This is a genomic window from Ralstonia sp. ASV6, from assembly GCF_016429285.1.
GTDB classification, from domain to species: domain Bacteria; phylum Pseudomonadota; class Gammaproteobacteria; order Burkholderiales; family Burkholderiaceae; genus Ralstonia; species Ralstonia flaminis.
On record NZ_JAELUI010000053.1, the window covers coordinates 17188 to 33776 of the forward strand.

Consider the following 16589-nt stretch of genomic DNA (forward strand, 5'->3'; position numbering starts at 1 on the left):
AGCCTCCGCGTCAGGCTGGCAGCAATGCGGGCTGGTGATAGCCGACGCGCTGCGCTGGAGCGATGTTCTGCGTCTGGTCGGCCAGCTTGAACACGCTCACCACGCGCACCAGACGGGTGGTCTGCTCGCGCATCGATTCCGCTGCCGCGGCGGCCTCTTCGACGAGGGCAGCGTTCTGCTGCGTGACTTCGTCCATTTGCGCGATGGCGTGGTGAATCTGGTCGATGCCGCCGGCCTGCTCATCGGTGGCACCCATGATCTCGCTCATGATGGCCGTCACGCGCTGGATGCTGGTCACCACGTCCTGCATGGTGGCGCCAGCCTGTTCGACCAGCGCGTTGCCTGCCGCAACCTGGTTGACCGAGTCTCCAATCAGCAGCTTGATCTCTTTGGCGGCAGCGGCCGAGCGCTGCGCCAGCGCGCGCACTTCGCTGGCGACCACGGCAAAGCCGGCACCCTGTTCGCCGGCGCGGGCGGCTTCCACTGCTGCGTTGAGCGCGAGGATGTTGGTCTGGAACGCAATGCTGTCGATCACGCCGATGATCTCGCTCACCTTGCGCGCCGATTCGCTGATCGACCCCATGGTGTTGACCACGCGCGCCACGACCGAACCGCCTTGCGAGGCCACATCGGCCGCCGTGGTGGCGAGCTCGTTGGCGTGCCGCGCGTGGTCGGCGTTCTGCTTGACGGTGGCATTGAGCTCTTCCATCGATGCGGCGCACTCTTCCAGCGCGGAGGCCTGCTCTTGCGTGCGGGTCGACAGATCGAAGTTGCCGCTGGCGATCTGCTCTGAGGCGGTGGCCAGCGTGTCGGTGCTGGTGTGCACCTGCTCGGCAATCGCGGCCAGGCTGTCGCGCATGCGCTTCATGGCGTGCATCAGGCTTGCCTGGTTGTCGCTGCGGGTGTGGATGACCACGGCGAGGTTGCCGCCGGCAATCTGCCCGGCAATCTCGGCCACGGTGCCGGGCTCGCCGCCCAGCTTGCGGATCAGCCCGCGCGTGATGAGCGTGCTGGCCGTCAGACTGACCAGCAGCGCCAGACCGCTGAACACCAGCAGCCAGTTGCGGCTTTCGGTGTAGCTTGTGCGGGCTTTGGCGGTGTTCTCGTCGTTGAGCTTCTCTTCAAAGGCCTGCAGCTTGGCGAGCAGATCCCACCAGGTGCGCTGCACCGGGCGGAACTCGAAGCGCAGCAGCTTGTAGGCCTCGTCCTTCTTGCCGTCCAGGATCAACGCCTTGGTGCGCGCGATAAAGGGCGCGGCCAGTTCAGCCTGGCGCTTGATCTGCGTGAACATGGCGCGCTCGTCTGCCGTGGTATCGGGGATGGTGTCGAACATGCGGCCGAGATGGTTTTCAGCCTCGGCGTATTCACGTTCCTGGCTTTCAATGCGGTTCAGTTCGAGCTGGATTTCGTCGCGCTGCTCCAGCAGCACGATATTGCGGAAGGCCAGCGCACGCTCGGTCACGCTGTTATGCATTTGCGCGGCCAGTTTGGCCTCCACGGCGTTGATCTCCGTGGTTTCTTCCAGCAGGCGCCGAAAATCCGACATGCGTTGCAGGCTGAATACCGTGAGGAGAACAAGCAGGCTCATCATCAGGCCGAATCCCAACGCCAGTTGGGTCGCTACCTTCATGTGTGAGAAACGCATGGTTGTCCCCGTCGCGTTTGATTAACGACTGCTGTAACGAACCATTTGACGGGAGCTTGAGTGGACTAAATCAAAATCCTGAAAATCAATATCTGCGCGTCGAATGAGAATCACAAAATTACGCCCTGGATAAATGCGTGATTTTCAACAGATATGCGTTGAATTAATTGACGTGCATTGGGTTGCGCAAAACATTGCCGGGTTGCGCAAATAAAAATGCCCGGTCAAAGCCGGGCGTTTTTTCATCTGGGTAACGGTGCGATCAGACCGTGCGCTTTTGCGGCACCAGCGAGCGCCAGAAGCGCTGGCCGAAGCGGCGTGCATCGCGCAGGTTGCGCTTGAGCAGGTAGTCCAGATCGGCCACTTGCTCGTCAATGGCCTCGGTTAGCAGGCTCATCGTGTCGGCGGGCGGCAGCTCCAGGTAGGCGTCGGCTTCGCCGTACGCATACTGCACGCGCATGCCGGCCTTCTTGGCGATGTGCATCATGGCTGCGTTGCGCGACAGGCAGTGCATGTACAGCGTCCGCACCTTGGTGTTCTGGCCATGCATGGCGGCGCGTTGGAACAGCGCACTGCCCACACCCTTGCCACGTGCGGATTCCGACACCGACACGCCAAACTCCGCCACGCGCCCTTGCGGGTTGTCGCGCAGGTAGGCAAGGTGGCCGACGCCGACCAGTTCCAGGCGCTCGTTGTAGACGCCAAAGACCTTGTCGTGGTCGAAGTCGATGCTGTCGACGTACGCTTCGATGACGTGATCGCCCACCACCTGGCCGAAACGCAGCAGGCGGTCTTCCTGACCCAGTGCGAGCAGGTGTTTGAGCAGGCGCGAGCGGTGGTGCGCAGCAAGCTCGCGCACCAGCACGGTGGAGCGCGGCGCACCTTGCGCGGCTTCCGTCTTGTCGATGTCGTCCTGGGTGACGACGCCGATGGCCTTGCTCAGTTCGAGCGGGTTCACGACAACGTTTCCTATTCTGAATGCGCCCTTGTTTGCAGGGCGACGGGGTGATGAAGGGGAGACGCGGGTGGCGCCTCCGAGGCACGCAGTTGGGTGCAACTGGGTGTTGTGCAATGCACCATGCTATTGTAGGGCAATCAGGGATTTCCCGTAAGGCTCGCGTCAGGCTTTCACCAGAATTTCCCGGCAAATCATTGATTTATCGCAGAGGGGCGCTCCTTCCGGGCCTGTGGTGTACTCACAACGGCCATTGTTGTGCTGCACAAAAAAGCGCTGCAGGAATCGCTTGATTTGCGCAAAGGCATCCGGTGGCTTCCATCACCTGCGGGGCCCTGTAACGCCGCTCAACAATAGCCGTGCGAAGATGCGCGTTCAAGACGCCCCGTCTACTGACTTTCCATGACTCCATCGCGCATTCTTGTGATTTACGCGCATCCTGCGCCACGCCGTTCGCGCGCCAACAAGCCACTTGCGCGTGCGCTGGCCAGCCTGCCGGGCGTGGCCATGCATGACCTCTACTGGCACTACCCCGATTTCGATATCGATGTGCGCATCGAGCAGGCCGCGGTGGAGGCGGCCGAGCTGGTCGTCTTCCAGTTTCCGGTGCAGTGGTACGCCACGCCGTCGCTGCTCAAGGAGTGGCTGGACGTGGTGCTGGAAATGGGCTGGGCCTACGGGCCGGGCGGCACCGCCTTGCGCGGCAAGCATCTGATGGTGCTGGCCACGACGGGCGGCCGTGCTCACTCGTATAGCCAGGCCGGCACCCACGGCTACACGTTCGACATGTTCCTGCTGCCGCTGCAGCGGACCGCCGCGCTGTGCGGCATGCAGTGGGAGCCGCCCCACGTGCTGCACGACGCTGATGATGCGTCGCCGGAGGTCATTGACGCCCATATCGCCCAGGTGCGCGCCGCGCTGCAGCCGTGGCTGCCGGACGACGCTGATTTCCCGGCCTGACGTTCCCGATTCTCCGATTCGCTGTTTCTTGCCAGCCCATGCAATCGCACGACCTGCTCGTCAACTTCGTCATCTATCTGGCTGCGGCCGTGGCAGCCGTGCCGCTGGCGCGACGGCTTGGCCTGGGTTCGGTGCTCGGTTATCTGCTGGCCGGGGTGATCGTCGGCCCGTGGGGGCTGCGACTCATCACGAACGTGCAGTCGATCCTGGATTTCTCCGAGTTCGGCGTCGTCCTGATGATGTTCGTGATCGGGCTGGAGCTGGAGCCGGCAAGGCTGTGGTCGCTCCGGCGCAGCATCTTCGGATACGGCGGGCTGCAGTTGGCCGTGTGCGCGCTGATGGTTGGGCTGGCGGTGATGGCGGTCGGCCACCCGTGGCGTGCGGCGGTGGTGGCAGGGCTGGGGCTGGCGTTGTCGTCCACGGCTATTGCGCTGGCCACACTGACTGAACGTAACCTGATGCGCACGCCGGCGGGTTCGGCCAGCTTTGGCATCCTACTGTTCCAGGACATTGCGGCCATCCCGATGATCGCCTTGCTGCCGCTGCTGGCGGTGGATTCAGCAGGGTCGGGCGAGGGTCACCATTGGATGGCGGCGGCCAGGGCGGTGGGCGTCGTGGCGGCGGTCATCTTTGGCGGGCGTACCCTGCTGCGGCCGGTACTGCGTGCGATTGCCCGCACCAACATGCGCGAGATGTTCACCTCGTTCTCGCTGCTGCTGGTGGTGGGCATTGCCCTGCTGATGCACAGCGTGGGGTTGTCGATGGCGCTGGGCGCCTTCATTGCCGGCGTGCTGCTGGCCGATTCCGAGTATCGCCACGCTTTGGAAACCGACATCGAGCCGTTCAAGGGACTGCTGCTCGGACTGTTCTTCCTGGCGGTCGGCATGTCGATCGACTTTGGCGTGCTGATGCGCCAGCCGCTGGCGGTGGTGGTGCTGGTGGTGGTCTTCCTGGTGGTGAAGATTGGCGCACTGCGCTTGCTGGCCACGCGCTTTGGCATTGCGCGCGGGCAGGCGTGGCTGTTTGCGTTCCTGCTCTCACAGGGTGGTGAATTTGCCTTTGTGGTGTTCGGGCCGAGCGTGGCGGGCGAAGTGCTGGGCGCCGAGACGGCCGCCACGCTGAATTTGGTGGTGGCCCTGTCGATGGCGGCCACACCGTTGCTGCTGCTCTTCCACGACAAGATCCTTGTGCCGCGCCTGACCAGCGGCAAGAAGCGCTCGCCTGACGCCATTGAGCCGCAGGACAACCAAGTCATCATTGCCGGCTTTGGCCGCTTCGGGCAGATCGTCGGCCGCATGCTCTACAGCCAAGGCTACAGCGCCACGGTGCTCGACCACGATCCTGATCAGATCGACATGCTGCGCCGCTTCGGCTTCAAGGTTTTCTATGGTGATGCCACGCGCATGGACCTGCTGGAAACCGCTGGTGCCGACAAGGCGCGCATGATGGTTGTCGCCATCGACGACATGGAGACCAACCTGGAAGTGGTCGACCGCGTGCGCGAGCGCTTTCCCCACCTGACGCTGTACGTACGGGCGCGCAACGTGTCGCACGTGTACCAGTTGCGTGACCGCGGTGTGGAGGTGATCGAGCGGGAGATGTTCGAGGGCTCGTTGATGCTCGGCCGCCGCGTGCTGGAGGGCCTGGGCAAGGAGCCTTATGAGGCGCACCGCATTGCCCAGACGTTCCGCCGTCACACGCTCAACTCCATGGACCAGGTCTACCCGGTCTATCGCGATCAGAAGAAGCTCGTGTCGCTCGCCCAGCAGGGCCGCGATGAACTGGCCGAGATGTTCCAGCGCGACCGCACGCAGCGCAAACGCCTGCGTGAATCGGGCATGCCGTGGGGCGAGGGCAACGAACACGACGATGTGGCGGAGTCCCAACCCGACGCCGACCTCGCCAACGAGATCGACGGCAGTGAACCCGCTACGCCGATCGATTGCCCGGCACGCGCTGGCATTCGGCGCGAGGACTGACGCCCCCGCGCCGCCAGCATTCGCCGATCAGCTATAGACGTTGATGCTGCTGCCCACCGCCACCGAAGCGGTGGACTGACCGCCCAGGTTCTGGGCCAGCTGCTGCAGGAAGTTCTGCAACGTCGCCGAGCTGTCGGACGACGAAGCGCCGCCGCTACCCGCCCCCGCGCTGCTGGAGCTGCCACCCGACACGTTGCCCACGAGCTGCTGGAAATCCGACTGCAGCGCCGACAGTGTGCTGTTTGACGACGTATCCCCGCTGTTGAGCTGCGAGATCAGGTTCTGCAGACCCGACGACAGGTCGCTGCCGTAGCTGCCCGAGGTGCCGCTCGCACCGCTTGTACCGCTTGTACCGGAAGTGCTGTCGCTGCCGCTCGCGCTCTTCAGGGCGGCGAACAGGTCGTGCTTGAGCTTGTGGATGTCCTTGCCAACCGACGCGTCGTCGCCATCGGGCGGCGGAGGCGGCGGGGTCGAGCCGTCGGTGGCGTTGGCGGCGGTCGTGCTGCCGGTGCTGCTGACGCCGCTGGTGGCACTGGTCGCGCTTGTCGATGACGTGGATGACGTCGACGAGATTGCCGACGGATCCGAAACGCCAACCTGATTGAGTGCCTGCTGGATCGCTTGCATGAAGTCGCCGCCACCGCCGCCGCCATGATGACGATGGTGGCGCACCGGCGTCGTGCCGGTGGTGCCGGACGTGTCGCTGGTGGCGGTGGCCGTTGTTGCGGTGGTCGCGCTGGTCGACGAGAGGCTGCTCGTCGCGTACAGCGATGTGCTGCTGCTGAGAGAAGAGATGTCCACGTGTGCCCCCGAAGTGGGATGGTTGGTCTGCTTCTGGATTGACGGCCGGAGCCTGCCAGCCTGTAGGCACACACTGAGAAGACGGGGTGAACAAAAAAGGAGCGCTCTGAGGCGCTCCTTCTGGACAGGCTGATCAACGGCCCGATTGCGGTGAACTGAATACCGCGAACTAAGCCGCCACACTCACATTGCGGCGCAGTTCGCATGTGGAGAGCGAGTCGGCTTCGCCACGCAGCAGCAACTGGCCGCTGCCCACCAGTTCGCGGCAGCGCCAGAAGACGAACCAGTCGCTGGCGAGCAGCCCATCGATGGCGCCCATGATGCTGCCAACCACGTCGCGTGCGCTGGCCCAGTCGGTCGGCACGTGCTCCAGGATCACTTCGTCGACGGTGGCATACGACACCGGCACCAGCGTGTTGCCTTTCCACAGCCGCACGTCGGCGTTCTCGCGCACGGTTTGCTGCCACTCGTAGGCCAGGCGACCGATGCGCAGCACCGATACCGGTGCAATGGTCGAAAACCGCCGCGCCAGTCGCGCCCCCGAATACATGCCGATGGCCGTGAGCGGCCCTTGGCCATTGGGCGTTTCCAGCTCGCGGGCGTCCATGCCGACTTCGTTGATCCGCTGCGGCGATTGATGCAGGTGGAACGCCACCCGGCGCAGCATGAGCTGGTCCGACGCACTCTGGCCGTGCCAGATCGCCACTTCGGTCGTGGCATCGCGCACGTCGGCCAGTGACGCAAGTGCGTCGCGCATTTCGGCGGCGAAGTCGATGCTGCTGTTGGGGGCCACGCGCTGCCAGAAACCCGAGCGCGCCATGGCAACGCTATCGACGTCGGCCAGCGGCCCGACGGCGAGGTCGTCGCGCAGCACTACGACGGAATCGGGGCGGCCTGCCTGTGCGAGCGCCTGCTTGAGCGTGGCGCCGGCAACATCGCCGTTGACGACATGGATGTATTGCATGGCGGCAATTGTAGCGACAGTGTTAGTGCTGCGCTTTCGTTTCTTGTGCGTTTTCAGGCAGCACTGCCGATATTCCCTTGCGTTGAATCAGGAGCCCTATCTGAAGAAGGGGGAGGGGCTCCAGGCAACCATCAGGCGAGCGTGCGAAAATCGCGATTTTGTTGCAGACCATAACTACACAGGTGAGGGAACATCCATGAGAGCCAAGTCGATGGTGAGGGGAGTGCGGCCAGTCATGCTGGCGGCGCTAGCGATGGTCGGTGCGTTGGCCGCGGGTCAGGCCGCCGCTGTGCCGCCTGCCGAAATCTACAAGCGCGCCCAGCAGGAAAAGCCCGCACTGATCGACACCATGAAGACGCTGGTGTCGATCGAGTCGGGTAGCAAGGACATCGAAGGCCTGGACAAGATTGCCGGCGTGATCGCCGACCGCCTGCGCCTGCTGGGTGGCGACGTCAAGCTGATCGACCCGAGCGACCACGCGTATCGCATGGCCGACACGCCCGAGAAGATCGGCAAGATGGTGCTGGCGCGCTTCAAAGGTGAAGGCACGCGCAACATCATGCTGATCGCACACATGGATACGGTGTACCTGAAGGGCATGCTCGCGCAGCAGCCATTCCGTATCGACGGCGACCGCGCCTACGGCCTGGGGATCGCCGACGACAAGAACGGCGTGGCCGTCATCCTGCACACCGTGGCAATCCTGCAGGCGGTCAACTTCAAGAAGTACGGCACGCTCACCGTGCTCATCAATGGCGATGAAGAAATCAGCTCGCCGGGCGCGCGTGCCATGCAGGCCAAGCTGGGTGCCGAGCAGGATGCCGTGTTCTCGTGCGAAGGCACGCGTGTGACCTCCGACAAACTGTCGCTGGCCACCAGCGGCATCGGCGCCATCCTGCTGGATGTGAAGGGCAAGGCCTCACACGCAGGTGGTGCACCGGAGCAGGGCCGCAACGCGCTGTACGAGTTGTCGCACCAGGTGCTGCAGATGCGCGATCTGTCCAAGCCGGAGACCGGCCTGAAGGTCAACTGGACGGTGTCGCAGGCGGGGACCAACCGTAACGTGATCCCCGCGGTCGCCAGCGCCCAGGCGGATGTACGTCTGCTGCGTGCGGCCGATGCCGACAAGCTGGAAGAGACCGTCAACGAGCGCATCAAGAACAAGCTGATCCCCGATACGCAGGTGACCGCCAAGTTCGAGCGCCGTCGCCCGCCGCTGGAAGCCACGCCGGCTTCGCGCGCGCTGGCCGAACACGCCCAGAAGATCTACGGCGAGCTTGGCAAGACGCTGGAGATTGATGACAAGGCAGAGGGTGGCGGTACGGATGCGGCCTTTGCCGCCTCGAAAACCAAGGCCCCGGTGATCGAGCGCTTTGGTCTGGCCAGCTTTGGCGCGCACTCGAACGACGCCGAGTATGTGGATCTCAACTCCATCGTGCCGCGCCTGTACCTGCTCACGCGCATGGTGATGGACGTATCGCGCGATCGTGTGGGTGTGACCAAGTAACGATCATCGCGATCCGCACACGCGTAGAAACGGGACGGCTGTCGACAGGCACCGTCCCGTTTTTCTTGGGGGGCACCGCCAATGGCTAAAAAGCCCCGCTGGCGCAACACCAGCGGGGCCGCATGGGCCAAAGGCGTAAGAACGGAGGATGCCCGGAGACCGGCCCTTAATCGGATAACGGATCAAACGTGCGGGATGAAGCGCAGGCTCCGTATCAGCTCGGTACCGGATACCCGTAGACCGAGCCGCCGCCATCACGCGAACGGCCCGCTGGGTCGCTGCGTGCACCTTCTGAGTACGGGTCAAAACGGCCGCTGCGCGCACCTTCTGTGTAGGTGTCGAAGCGCCCGGTGCGGGCGCCGTCGCTATAAACATCAAAGCGTTCGGCACGAGCGGCTTGACCGAACACCTCCACGCGGCTGGCCTGCGCCCAAGCGCTGCCTGCCGCCAGGGCACCTGCCGCCAACAGCGCGGCCATTCCAATCTGCTTGAGTCGCATGGCGAACTCCTTCTTCAACTGATTTTCGATGCTGTTTTAAGGCGTGGTCTTTTGACTGTCCTGCCACGGCCTGAAGCGTAGGTCAGCGGGATGGCTGTATCCACGGTGGTGCGACGAACGGTTTGTTGTGAGCGCCGAAATGATGCAAGTCAGCGTGAATGACGCTGAAAAACACGTTGAAGGCGGGACTGTCGGGGGTGGGGCTCCACCTTTTTGCCTAAACAGGGAGTGTTGGAAGCCTGCGAGCCAGTCTTGGTGCACCACAGCAGGGCGCGACGAGCCGGCAAGCCTTGCCGGAGGCTGTTTTGGTGCGCCGCATTAAGAGCGATGCGCGCTTACCACACTTGGTGGAGCGATTCTGTGAATTGCTTTGCCGCGCATAAGGGCTTTTGTTAAATTTGCGCGGCACTTCCGACACGGAAGCAAAGGAACGGAGGAGCCCAACCTCATGCACACGGGGGCGGGCGGTTTGAGACAACTCTTTTATTACGAGCCCACATGAAAAAGTCTGCCATTCTGGTTGCAGTTGGCGCCCTGTTCGCAGGTTCTGCCTACGCCCAATCGAGCGTGACGCTGTACGGTATTGTCGATACCAGCATTCACTACATCAACAACGCGAACCAAGCTGGCAACAGCGTGACCCAGATGGAAAGCGGTGCTGTGTCGAACAGCCGCTGGGGCCTGAAGGGCTCGGAAGACCTGGGTGGCGGCAACAAAGCACTGTTCGTGCTGGAAAGCGGCTTCAATTCCGATTCGGGCACGATGAGCAGCAAGGGCACGCTGTTCAATCGTCAGTCGTTCGTGGGTCTGCAGAACAAGGACCTGGGCACCATCACGCTGGGTCGTCAGTACAACTTCGGCTTCACGATGGGCGGCAACTTCGACCCGCTGGGCGTGGGTAACTACGACGGCAACTCGTGGGTGTTCTACGGTCTGACCGGCCTGCGTGAATCGAACATGCTGAAGTACGAGAACAAGATCAACGGTCTGTACGTTGGCTTGGGCTACGGCTTCGGCGAAGTGCCGGGTAGCGCCAGCCAGAACCAGTACGTGGGCGCAGCTCTGTCGTATGAATTCGGCCCGGCCCTGATCGGCGGCCTGTACCAGCAACACAAGGATGTGGCTGGCAACAAGCAGACCGTGTGGAGCATTGGCGGTAACTACACCATCGGACCGGCAAAGCTGTACCTCGGCTACATCGACAGCAGCGACGCCACCGGTTGCGTGAACAGCTCGTCGAACTGCGTTGGCAACAGCGCTTTCGGCCTGAACATCTACGGCAACGCCACGACGGGTGCTGGCCTGACCCCGGGTGCCACGAAGCGTCGTGACAAGGTTGGCCTGGGCGGCGTGACGTACCAAGTCACCCCGGCACTGGCTCTGACGGGCGCGTTCTACTACGACAAGATCAGCAACGCTGCTCTGACCGCTGGCAACGACGGCAAGCGCTACACCGCTGTGCTGCTGGCCGAGTACGCTCTGTCCAAGCGCACGCAAGTGTATGGCACGATCGACTACAACAAGGTCAAGGACGCAGCGCTGCCGGAACTGTCGGGTGGCGGCAACGCAACCGGCACTGGCAAGTCGAACCAGACCAGCGCTGGCGTGGGTATCCGCCACATCTTCTAATCGACGCAGTCACTCGATTGGGAACGGAAAAGGCGCCTTCGGGCGCCTTTTCTTTTGCCTTGCCGTCTTGCTTGATATGGCTGGGCAAGACTGCCTGGGCATCCGCCTACAATGGCACTTTCTGAATCCTCCCTTCGTGCGCGCCCATGACTGCTGAACGCTCCGTCCGTCGTCGTCTGATTGCTTCTGCTGCGCTGCTGTGTGCCGGTGTTTCGTTGCTTGCTGCGGTGCCTGTGCGGGCGCAAGACTATCCGGCCAAGCCGATCCGCATCATCGTCGCCTACCCGACTGGCGGGATTTCCGACAACGTGGCACGTGCCCTGGGTGAGAAGCTTTCGGCACAGCTTGGTCAGCCGGTTGTCGTGGAGAACCGCGCCGGCGCAGGTGGCAGCATCGGCATGGATGCGGTGGCCAAGGCTGCGCCCGACGGCTACACGCTGGGGTTTTCTTCGGTGAGCCCGCTTACGCTCAACCCGCATTTCGGCAAACTGCCGTATGACCCGCAGAAGGACGTCGCACCCGTGGCCAACGTCATGTATGCGCCGATGATCCTGCTGGGTACGCCGTCGTTCACGGGCAAGAGCTTTGCCGACATGCTGAGCCAGTCGCGCGCCAAGCCGGGTTCGATCCGCTGGTCAACATCAGGCCTGGGTACGGTGGGGCATCTGGCGCTGGAGCAGATCAAGACGCAGGCGCGCGTTGATATCACGCTGATTCCGTACAAGGGCGGTGGCCAGCAATTGACGGATGCGCTGGGCGGGCAGGTGGAGGTGATGTCGACCAACGTTGGCCCGACGTTGATGCAGCATATCGCCAGCGGCAAGCTGCGCCCCCTTGCGGTGGGTGCGCCGCACCGGCTCGATGCACTGCCAAACGTGCCGACCTTTGCCGAACTTGGCTATGCCAAGGCCAACATGGCATCGACCTTCGGTGTGTTTGCGCCGGCCAAGACGCCTGCACCGGTCATCGCGCGGCTGAACATGGAGATCAACAAGGCACTCGCGGCGCCGGACCTGCGTGATCGCCTCACGCAGGCAGCCGTGGTGCCGGCCGGCGGCACACCTGAGCAGTTTGCCGCCGCCATCCGCGCTGAATACGACAGCAATGGCCGCATCGTGCGCGCTGCGGGCATCAAGGAGCAATAAGGCCCAGGCGCGATCAGGCTGTGAAGCGGTACCCGACGCCGACCTCAGTCAGCAGGTACTCGGGCCGAGCGGGGTCGCGCTCAAGCTTGTGGCGCAGGTGGCCCATGTAGATGCGCAGATAGTGGCTGCTGTCGGAGTGCGCGGGGCCCCAGACTTCGCGCAGCAACTCGCGGTGGGTCATGACAGTGCCGCGCCGGCCTAGCAGCACCGCCAGCAGGCGATACTCGATCGGCGTGAGGTGCACGGCCTCACCGCTGCGGGTGACCAGGCGGCGCGCCAAATCCACCTCCACCTCGCCGAAGCGGATGACGCTGCCGCCGTCTTCACCGCGCTTGGCGTGTCGCCGCAACAGCACGCGTAGACGCGCAATCAGTTCGCCCACGCCAAAGGGTTTGGTGAGGTAGTCATCCGCACCGGCATCGAGCGCGTCGATCTTGTCGCGTTCATCCACGCGGGCCGAGAGCACCAGCACCGGCACCTCCGTCCAGGTGCGCAACTCGCGGATCAACTGCATACCGTCGCCATCTGGCAGGCCAAGGTCGAGGATCACTGCATCCGGCTGGCGTGTGCCGGCCTCGATCAGGCCGCGTTCGACGCGGTCGGCTTCATGGACTTCGCAGCCTTCTTCCTCCAGCGCAGCGCGGACGAAGCGGCGGATATGGGGTTCGTCGTCGATGACGAGGACGGTGGGCGTGAATGTGAACGGCATGGCACGCATTGTAGAGCGGCGCCAGCAAAACAAAAACGGACCCCGCAGGGTCCGTTTGCATTGGCGAATTGCCAGCCGTGCGGCTTAGGCCTTCTTCGCCCAGGCGCTGCACCAGCCCTTGTTGGCAACGTCCTTGCCGGCGAACAGCGGGCAGCCGCCTTGTGCGGCCGTACCGCCTTGGTACAGGGCGCAGTTGCCGCAGTGTTGATCTGCCGCGTGCTTCGGGAACTTGGCCTTGTCGACCTTGGTGGTGTCGGCCTTGTAGCCGAGGGCGGCGGCTTGCGGGTCGGTCTCCGCCACCATCGGTGCTGCCAGTGCCAGATCCGACATCGACATGACGGCGCCTGCGGCGGCCACGATCGGGATGCTCTTCAGGAATTGACGACGATTGGACATGCTGATTCCTTTTGTGGGAGTGTGTTGTATGGCGTCCCATGCTGCGCCGGCGCCCAAGCACCGGCTCGCCCTAGGGGACAGCGGACGGCGTCGGCGCGCCATTTTCCCGCTCGTGCATTCTGGCACAGCAATCGGCTGGAGGCACCTGCGTCTGGTCAATGTTCCCCATACCTGCGTGCAGTAATCACTGACTTCGGTAGTCGGTAATGCGGTCAGCGCATGTGGCCGGTACGCCGTGTGGCCGAGGAATGACGCGGCAATGGGGCTTGCCATCCTCCATCTGGTGGGCTGCCTTCATCGAGGCAGTCGACGCTTGCCCGCCGGGGATGGCAATTTGTCGCACGGGTCAGGCCAGCAGATCGCGCAGCGCCTTGATGAATACGTCGCATTCGTCATCGCTGCCGACGGTGATACGCAGATGCTGGTCGATGCGCGGCAGCTTGAAATGACGCACGAAGATCTCCTGCGCTTTCAGGCGGGCCGCAAGCGTGGCGGCATCGTGTGCCGGATGCCGTGCGAAGACGAAGTTCGCGGCCGACGGCACGACCTCGAACCCCAGCGTTTGCAGGGCTTGCGTCAGCCGATTGCGGCTGGCGATCACGCGTGCGCAGGTGGTGCGGAAGTAGGCGTCGTCTTCGTAAGCCGCCTGGGCCGCCACCTGGGCAAGGCGATCCAGCGGGTACGAATTGAAGCTGTCCTTCACGCGGTTGAGCGCCTCGATCAGTGTCGCGTGGCCAAACGCAAAGCCGACCCGCATGCCAGCCAGCGAGCGGGATTTAGACGTCGTATGCACGACCAGCAGATTCGGATAGCGGTCGACGAGCGTGATTGCCGACTGGGCGCCGAAATCCACATACGCTTCGTCGATCACGACCACCGATGACGGGTTGGCCGCGACGATCCGCTCGATCTCCGCCAGCGGTAGCGCGTGGCCGGTCGGCGCGTTCGGGTTCGGGAACAGCACGCCGCCCGCGTCGCCCAGATAGTCGTCAACGTTGATCGAAAAATCCTCAGCCAGCGGAATCACCTGGCACTGCACGCCGTACAGCCGCGCATAGGTCGGGTAGAAGCTGTACGAGATGTCGGGAAAGCGCAGCGGCTTGTCGTGCTTGAGCAGCGCGTGGAACACGTGCGCCAGCACTTCGTCCGAACCGTTGCCTGCGAACACCTGTTCGGGCTGCAAGCCGTGATGGGCCGCGACCGTCTCGCGCAGCCGGCGCGACAGCGGATCGGGATAGCGGCGCAGGCTGTTGCCCGTGCCGCCCAGTTCGCGGGCGATGGCCTCAACGACGCGCGGCGACGGTGGGTAGGGATTTTCGTTGGTGTTCAGCTTGACCGGATGCGCAAGCGCTGGCTGTTCGCCCGGCACATACGGCACCAGTTGCTGAACCACATCGCTCCAGTAACGGCTCACTGCTCGACTCCTGATGGGTGAGTTCCCGGCGTGCCTGATTGGCGATCAGCGGGATAGGGGATCGCGAAAAACGGCAGGGGACGGGGCTTGATCATGCGTAGCGCCGCGTTTTGGCGGCGGCGCTATAGATTGCGGCAAAAATGCGATTCAGGTGCGGCGTCACCGCAAATTTTTGCGCAATTCGGTGAATGTTTGGCGCGCCCGGCTGGGATCGAACCAGCAACCCCTGCCTTCGGAGGGCAGTACTCTATCCATTGAGCTACGGGCGCACATCGGCACAGAACGCGCCGAAAGAGAAGCCCCGCAGGATACCGTATTTGCATTCGGGCGTCCATCGCGCCCAGGTCGCGGCGCGCGACGCAATGCCGTTTCCAGTGGTTTTTGACGCAGGTCGAAAAGCGCTGCCTAGGGCTCTCCCGCGTGTCAAACGGCTTGGCATTGCGGATATAATCGCCCGTCATTTGCCAGAAAATAAAGCGGGGACAGGTCTGTTCGGGCCAATGGGGCACGTCCCAAGGTCTTCCTGCCCTCATTGCGACCCCACGGGGCCTCACGCACTGCCGGCGATGCTTTCATGACTCGTGCCGGTGGCGCTCTGAGGCTTCAAGAGCGGTTCCACCATCCTGAGAGTTGAGCATGAGCGACGCGCAGCACGACGAACACGAGCCCCTGATCAAGACCCCCAAGCAGTTGATCATCGCGGTGATCGCCGCCTTTGTCGTTCCCATCCTCATCATCATCCTGCTGGCCAACTACGTTGGCCTGGGCGTCAAGGAAGGCGCCGGCAGCTCCGGCATGTCCGAAGAGGCCGTCAATGACCGCATCAAGCCCGTTGCGCAGCTCGAACTGAAAGACCCGAACGCCCCGCGCGTCTTCAAGACGGGCGAACAGCTCTACAAGGAGGTCTGTGCGACCTGCCATGCCGCTGGTGTAGCCGGTGCCCCCAAGTTTGGGGATGCGGCCAGCTGGGGGCCGCGCCTGTCGCAGGGCCTGGACGGCCTGACCAAGGTGGCGCTGGCCGGCAAGGGCGGAATGCCCGCACGCGGCGGCACGTCGCCTGATGACGTGAGCGACTACGAAATCGAACGTGCCATCGTCTACATGGCCAACTCCGGCGGCGGCAAGCTGCAGGAGCCGGCCGCACCGGCAGGTGGCGCCGCTGCACCGGCGGCTGCTCCGGCGCCGGAAGCCGCGGCACCGGCAGCAGCACCCGCTGCCGCAGCAGCACCGGCACCGGCACCGGTTGCTGCGCCGGCCGCTGCCGCTGCACCGCAGGCTTCAACGGGCGACGTCGGCAAGAAGGTCTACGACTCGACCTGCCAGATGTGCCACGCAGCGGGTGTGGCTGGTGCGCCCAAGTTTGGCGACAAGGCTGCCTGGGCGCCGCGCATTGCCGAAGGCAAGGCCAAGATGTACGACATCGCGCTGCACGGCAAGGGCGCGATGCCCCCCAAGGGCACCTACGCCGGCTCCGACGACGACGTGAAGGCCGCCGTCGACTACATGGCCGCCGCAGCCAAGTAAGTCATCACTCTCGTTGCGCGAAGAAGCCCGCTCAGTGCGGGCTTTTTTGTTGCCTGCCAAAGCAGGCGCCCAGTGGCAAGCCGATTGCTCACCTATGCTGGATGTGCGGAGCCGATGCAGCCAGGCGGCATCGCTCCGCACGCGCCCAGGTTGACGCAAACGGAGGTTGCCATGCGAAGGGTTCAAGGGTCATTGACCGACTGCTACTGGGCGGCGTTCGCCCTGATGCTCTGCGCCTCGACTGCCATGGCGGCCGAGAACTGGGTCAAGCTGTCCCCGCTGGCCGACAATGCCGGCACGCTCTACCTAGACAAGGATTCCATCGAGCGCAACAACGATGGCACTGTGCGCGCCACCTCGCGCGACGCCTATGACACGCCACGCAAGCTCGCCGATGGCGTCGCGTATCAATACGATTCGCGCACGTCGGTCTACGACTGCAATAACGAACGCATCCTGCCG

General features: G+C 63.6%; 15 protein-coding genes and 1 tRNA gene. 7 read left to right on the top strand and 9 right to left on the bottom strand.

From position 1 onward, the window contains the following. Positions 1 to 10: 10 nt before the first annotated feature. A complete protein-coding gene (locus JHD73_RS12740; protein ID WP_269848275.1) occupies positions 11 to 1645 on the bottom strand; it encodes a methyl-accepting chemotaxis protein in 1635 nt (544 codons plus the stop codon). A gap of 262 nt (positions 1646 to 1907) precedes the next feature. Continuing rightward, positions 1908 to 2603, bottom strand: a complete 696-nt coding sequence (locus JHD73_RS12745; protein WP_048933405.1) for a GNAT family N-acetyltransferase — start codon at positions 2601 to 2603, stop codon at positions 1908 to 1910. 399 nt (positions 2604 to 3002) lie between these two features. Between JHD73_RS12745 and JHD73_RS12750 the strand changes: the two genes are divergently transcribed. Together JHD73_RS12750 and kefC are read left to right on the top strand one after the other, a co-directional pair. Beyond that, a complete protein-coding gene (locus JHD73_RS12750) occupies positions 3003 to 3560 on the top strand; it encodes an NAD(P)H-dependent oxidoreductase (protein WP_199030638.1) in 558 nt (185 codons plus the stop codon). Positions 3561 to 3598: 38 nt separating this feature from the next. Further along, the gene (gene kefC, locus JHD73_RS12755) at positions 3599 to 5539 is read left to right on the top strand and encodes a glutathione-regulated potassium-efflux system protein KefC (RefSeq protein ID WP_199030639.1); all 1941 of its coding nucleotides are present in this window, start codon (positions 3599 to 3601) and stop codon (positions 5537 to 5539) included. A 27-nt stretch (positions 5540 to 5566) separates the two neighbouring features. Here kefC and JHD73_RS12760 read toward each other — a convergent pair whose 3' ends face one another. Together JHD73_RS12760 and JHD73_RS12765 are read right to left on the bottom strand one after the other, a co-directional pair. Continuing rightward, positions 5567 to 6340 carry a cellulose 1,4-beta-cellobiosidase gene (locus JHD73_RS12760; protein WP_368735537.1) on the bottom strand — a complete coding sequence of 258 codons (774 nt, stop codon included), beginning with the start codon at positions 6338 to 6340 and terminating at the stop codon, positions 5567 to 5569. A 169-nt stretch (positions 6341 to 6509) separates the two neighbouring features. Next, on the bottom strand, positions 6510 to 7304 hold the full coding sequence (locus JHD73_RS12765) for a DUF1835 domain-containing protein (RefSeq protein ID WP_199030640.1): 795 nt from the start codon (positions 7302 to 7304) through the stop codon (positions 6510 to 6512). A 196-nt stretch (positions 7305 to 7500) separates the two neighbouring features. On the opposite strand from JHD73_RS12765, the gene JHD73_RS12770 reads away from it, so the two are divergent. After that, on the top strand, positions 7501 to 8811 hold the full coding sequence (locus tag JHD73_RS12770) for a M20/M25/M40 family metallo-hydrolase (protein ID WP_199030641.1): 1311 nt from the start codon (positions 7501 to 7503) through the stop codon (positions 8809 to 8811). A 214-nt stretch (positions 8812 to 9025) separates the two neighbouring features. On the opposite strand, the gene JHD73_RS12775 is transcribed toward JHD73_RS12770, so the two are convergent. Next, complete coding sequence (locus JHD73_RS12775; RefSeq protein WP_199030642.1) at positions 9026 to 9310, bottom strand: hypothetical protein; 285 nt, start codon at positions 9308 to 9310, stop codon at positions 9026 to 9028. Positions 9311 to 9808: 498 nt separating this feature from the next. On the opposite strand from JHD73_RS12775, the gene JHD73_RS12780 reads away from it, so the two are divergent. Then, a complete protein-coding gene (locus JHD73_RS12780) occupies positions 9809 to 10939 on the top strand; it encodes a porin (protein WP_199030643.1) in 1131 nt (376 codons plus the stop codon). 146 nt (positions 10940 to 11085) lie between these two features. Continuing rightward, positions 11086 to 12084: a tripartite tricarboxylate transporter substrate binding protein gene (locus JHD73_RS12785; protein WP_199030644.1), complete on the top strand. Its 999-nt coding sequence runs from the start codon at positions 11086 to 11088 to the stop codon at positions 12082 to 12084. 13 nt (positions 12085 to 12097) lie between these two features. Here the strand turns inward: JHD73_RS12785 and kdpE are convergent, their stop codons facing one another. The 4 genes from kdpE to JHD73_RS12805 all read right to left on the bottom strand — a co-directional run bounded on the left by kdpE (position 12098) and on the right by JHD73_RS12805 (position 14872). Beyond that, on the bottom strand, positions 12098 to 12802 hold the full coding sequence (gene kdpE, locus JHD73_RS12790) for a two-component system response regulator KdpE (protein ID WP_199030645.1): 705 nt from the start codon (positions 12800 to 12802) through the stop codon (positions 12098 to 12100). A 75-nt stretch (positions 12803 to 12877) separates the two neighbouring features. Then, complete coding sequence (locus JHD73_RS12795) at positions 12878 to 13189, bottom strand: high-potential iron-sulfur protein (protein ID WP_021197298.1); 312 nt, start codon at positions 13187 to 13189, stop codon at positions 12878 to 12880. A 346-nt stretch (positions 13190 to 13535) separates the two neighbouring features. After that, positions 13536 to 14603, bottom strand: coding sequence for a histidinol-phosphate transaminase (gene hisC, locus JHD73_RS12800; protein WP_199030646.1), 1068 nt, complete (start codon positions 14601 to 14603; stop codon positions 13536 to 13538). A 193-nt stretch (positions 14604 to 14796) separates the two neighbouring features. Then, a tRNA-Arg gene (locus JHD73_RS12805) sits at positions 14797 to 14872 on the bottom strand. Positions 14873 to 15239: 367 nt separating this feature from the next. On the opposite strand from JHD73_RS12805, the gene JHD73_RS12810 reads away from it, so the two are divergent. Together JHD73_RS12810 and JHD73_RS12815 are read left to right on the top strand one after the other, a co-directional pair. Then, on the top strand, positions 15240 to 16127 hold the full coding sequence (locus JHD73_RS12810; RefSeq protein WP_199030647.1) for a cytochrome c5 family protein: 888 nt from the start codon (positions 15240 to 15242) through the stop codon (positions 16125 to 16127). 225 nt (positions 16128 to 16352) lie between these two features. Beyond that, positions 16353 to 16589 (top strand): surface-adhesin E family protein (locus JHD73_RS12815; RefSeq protein ID WP_368735538.1); only part of this gene is annotated, 237 nt, incomplete at its 3' end.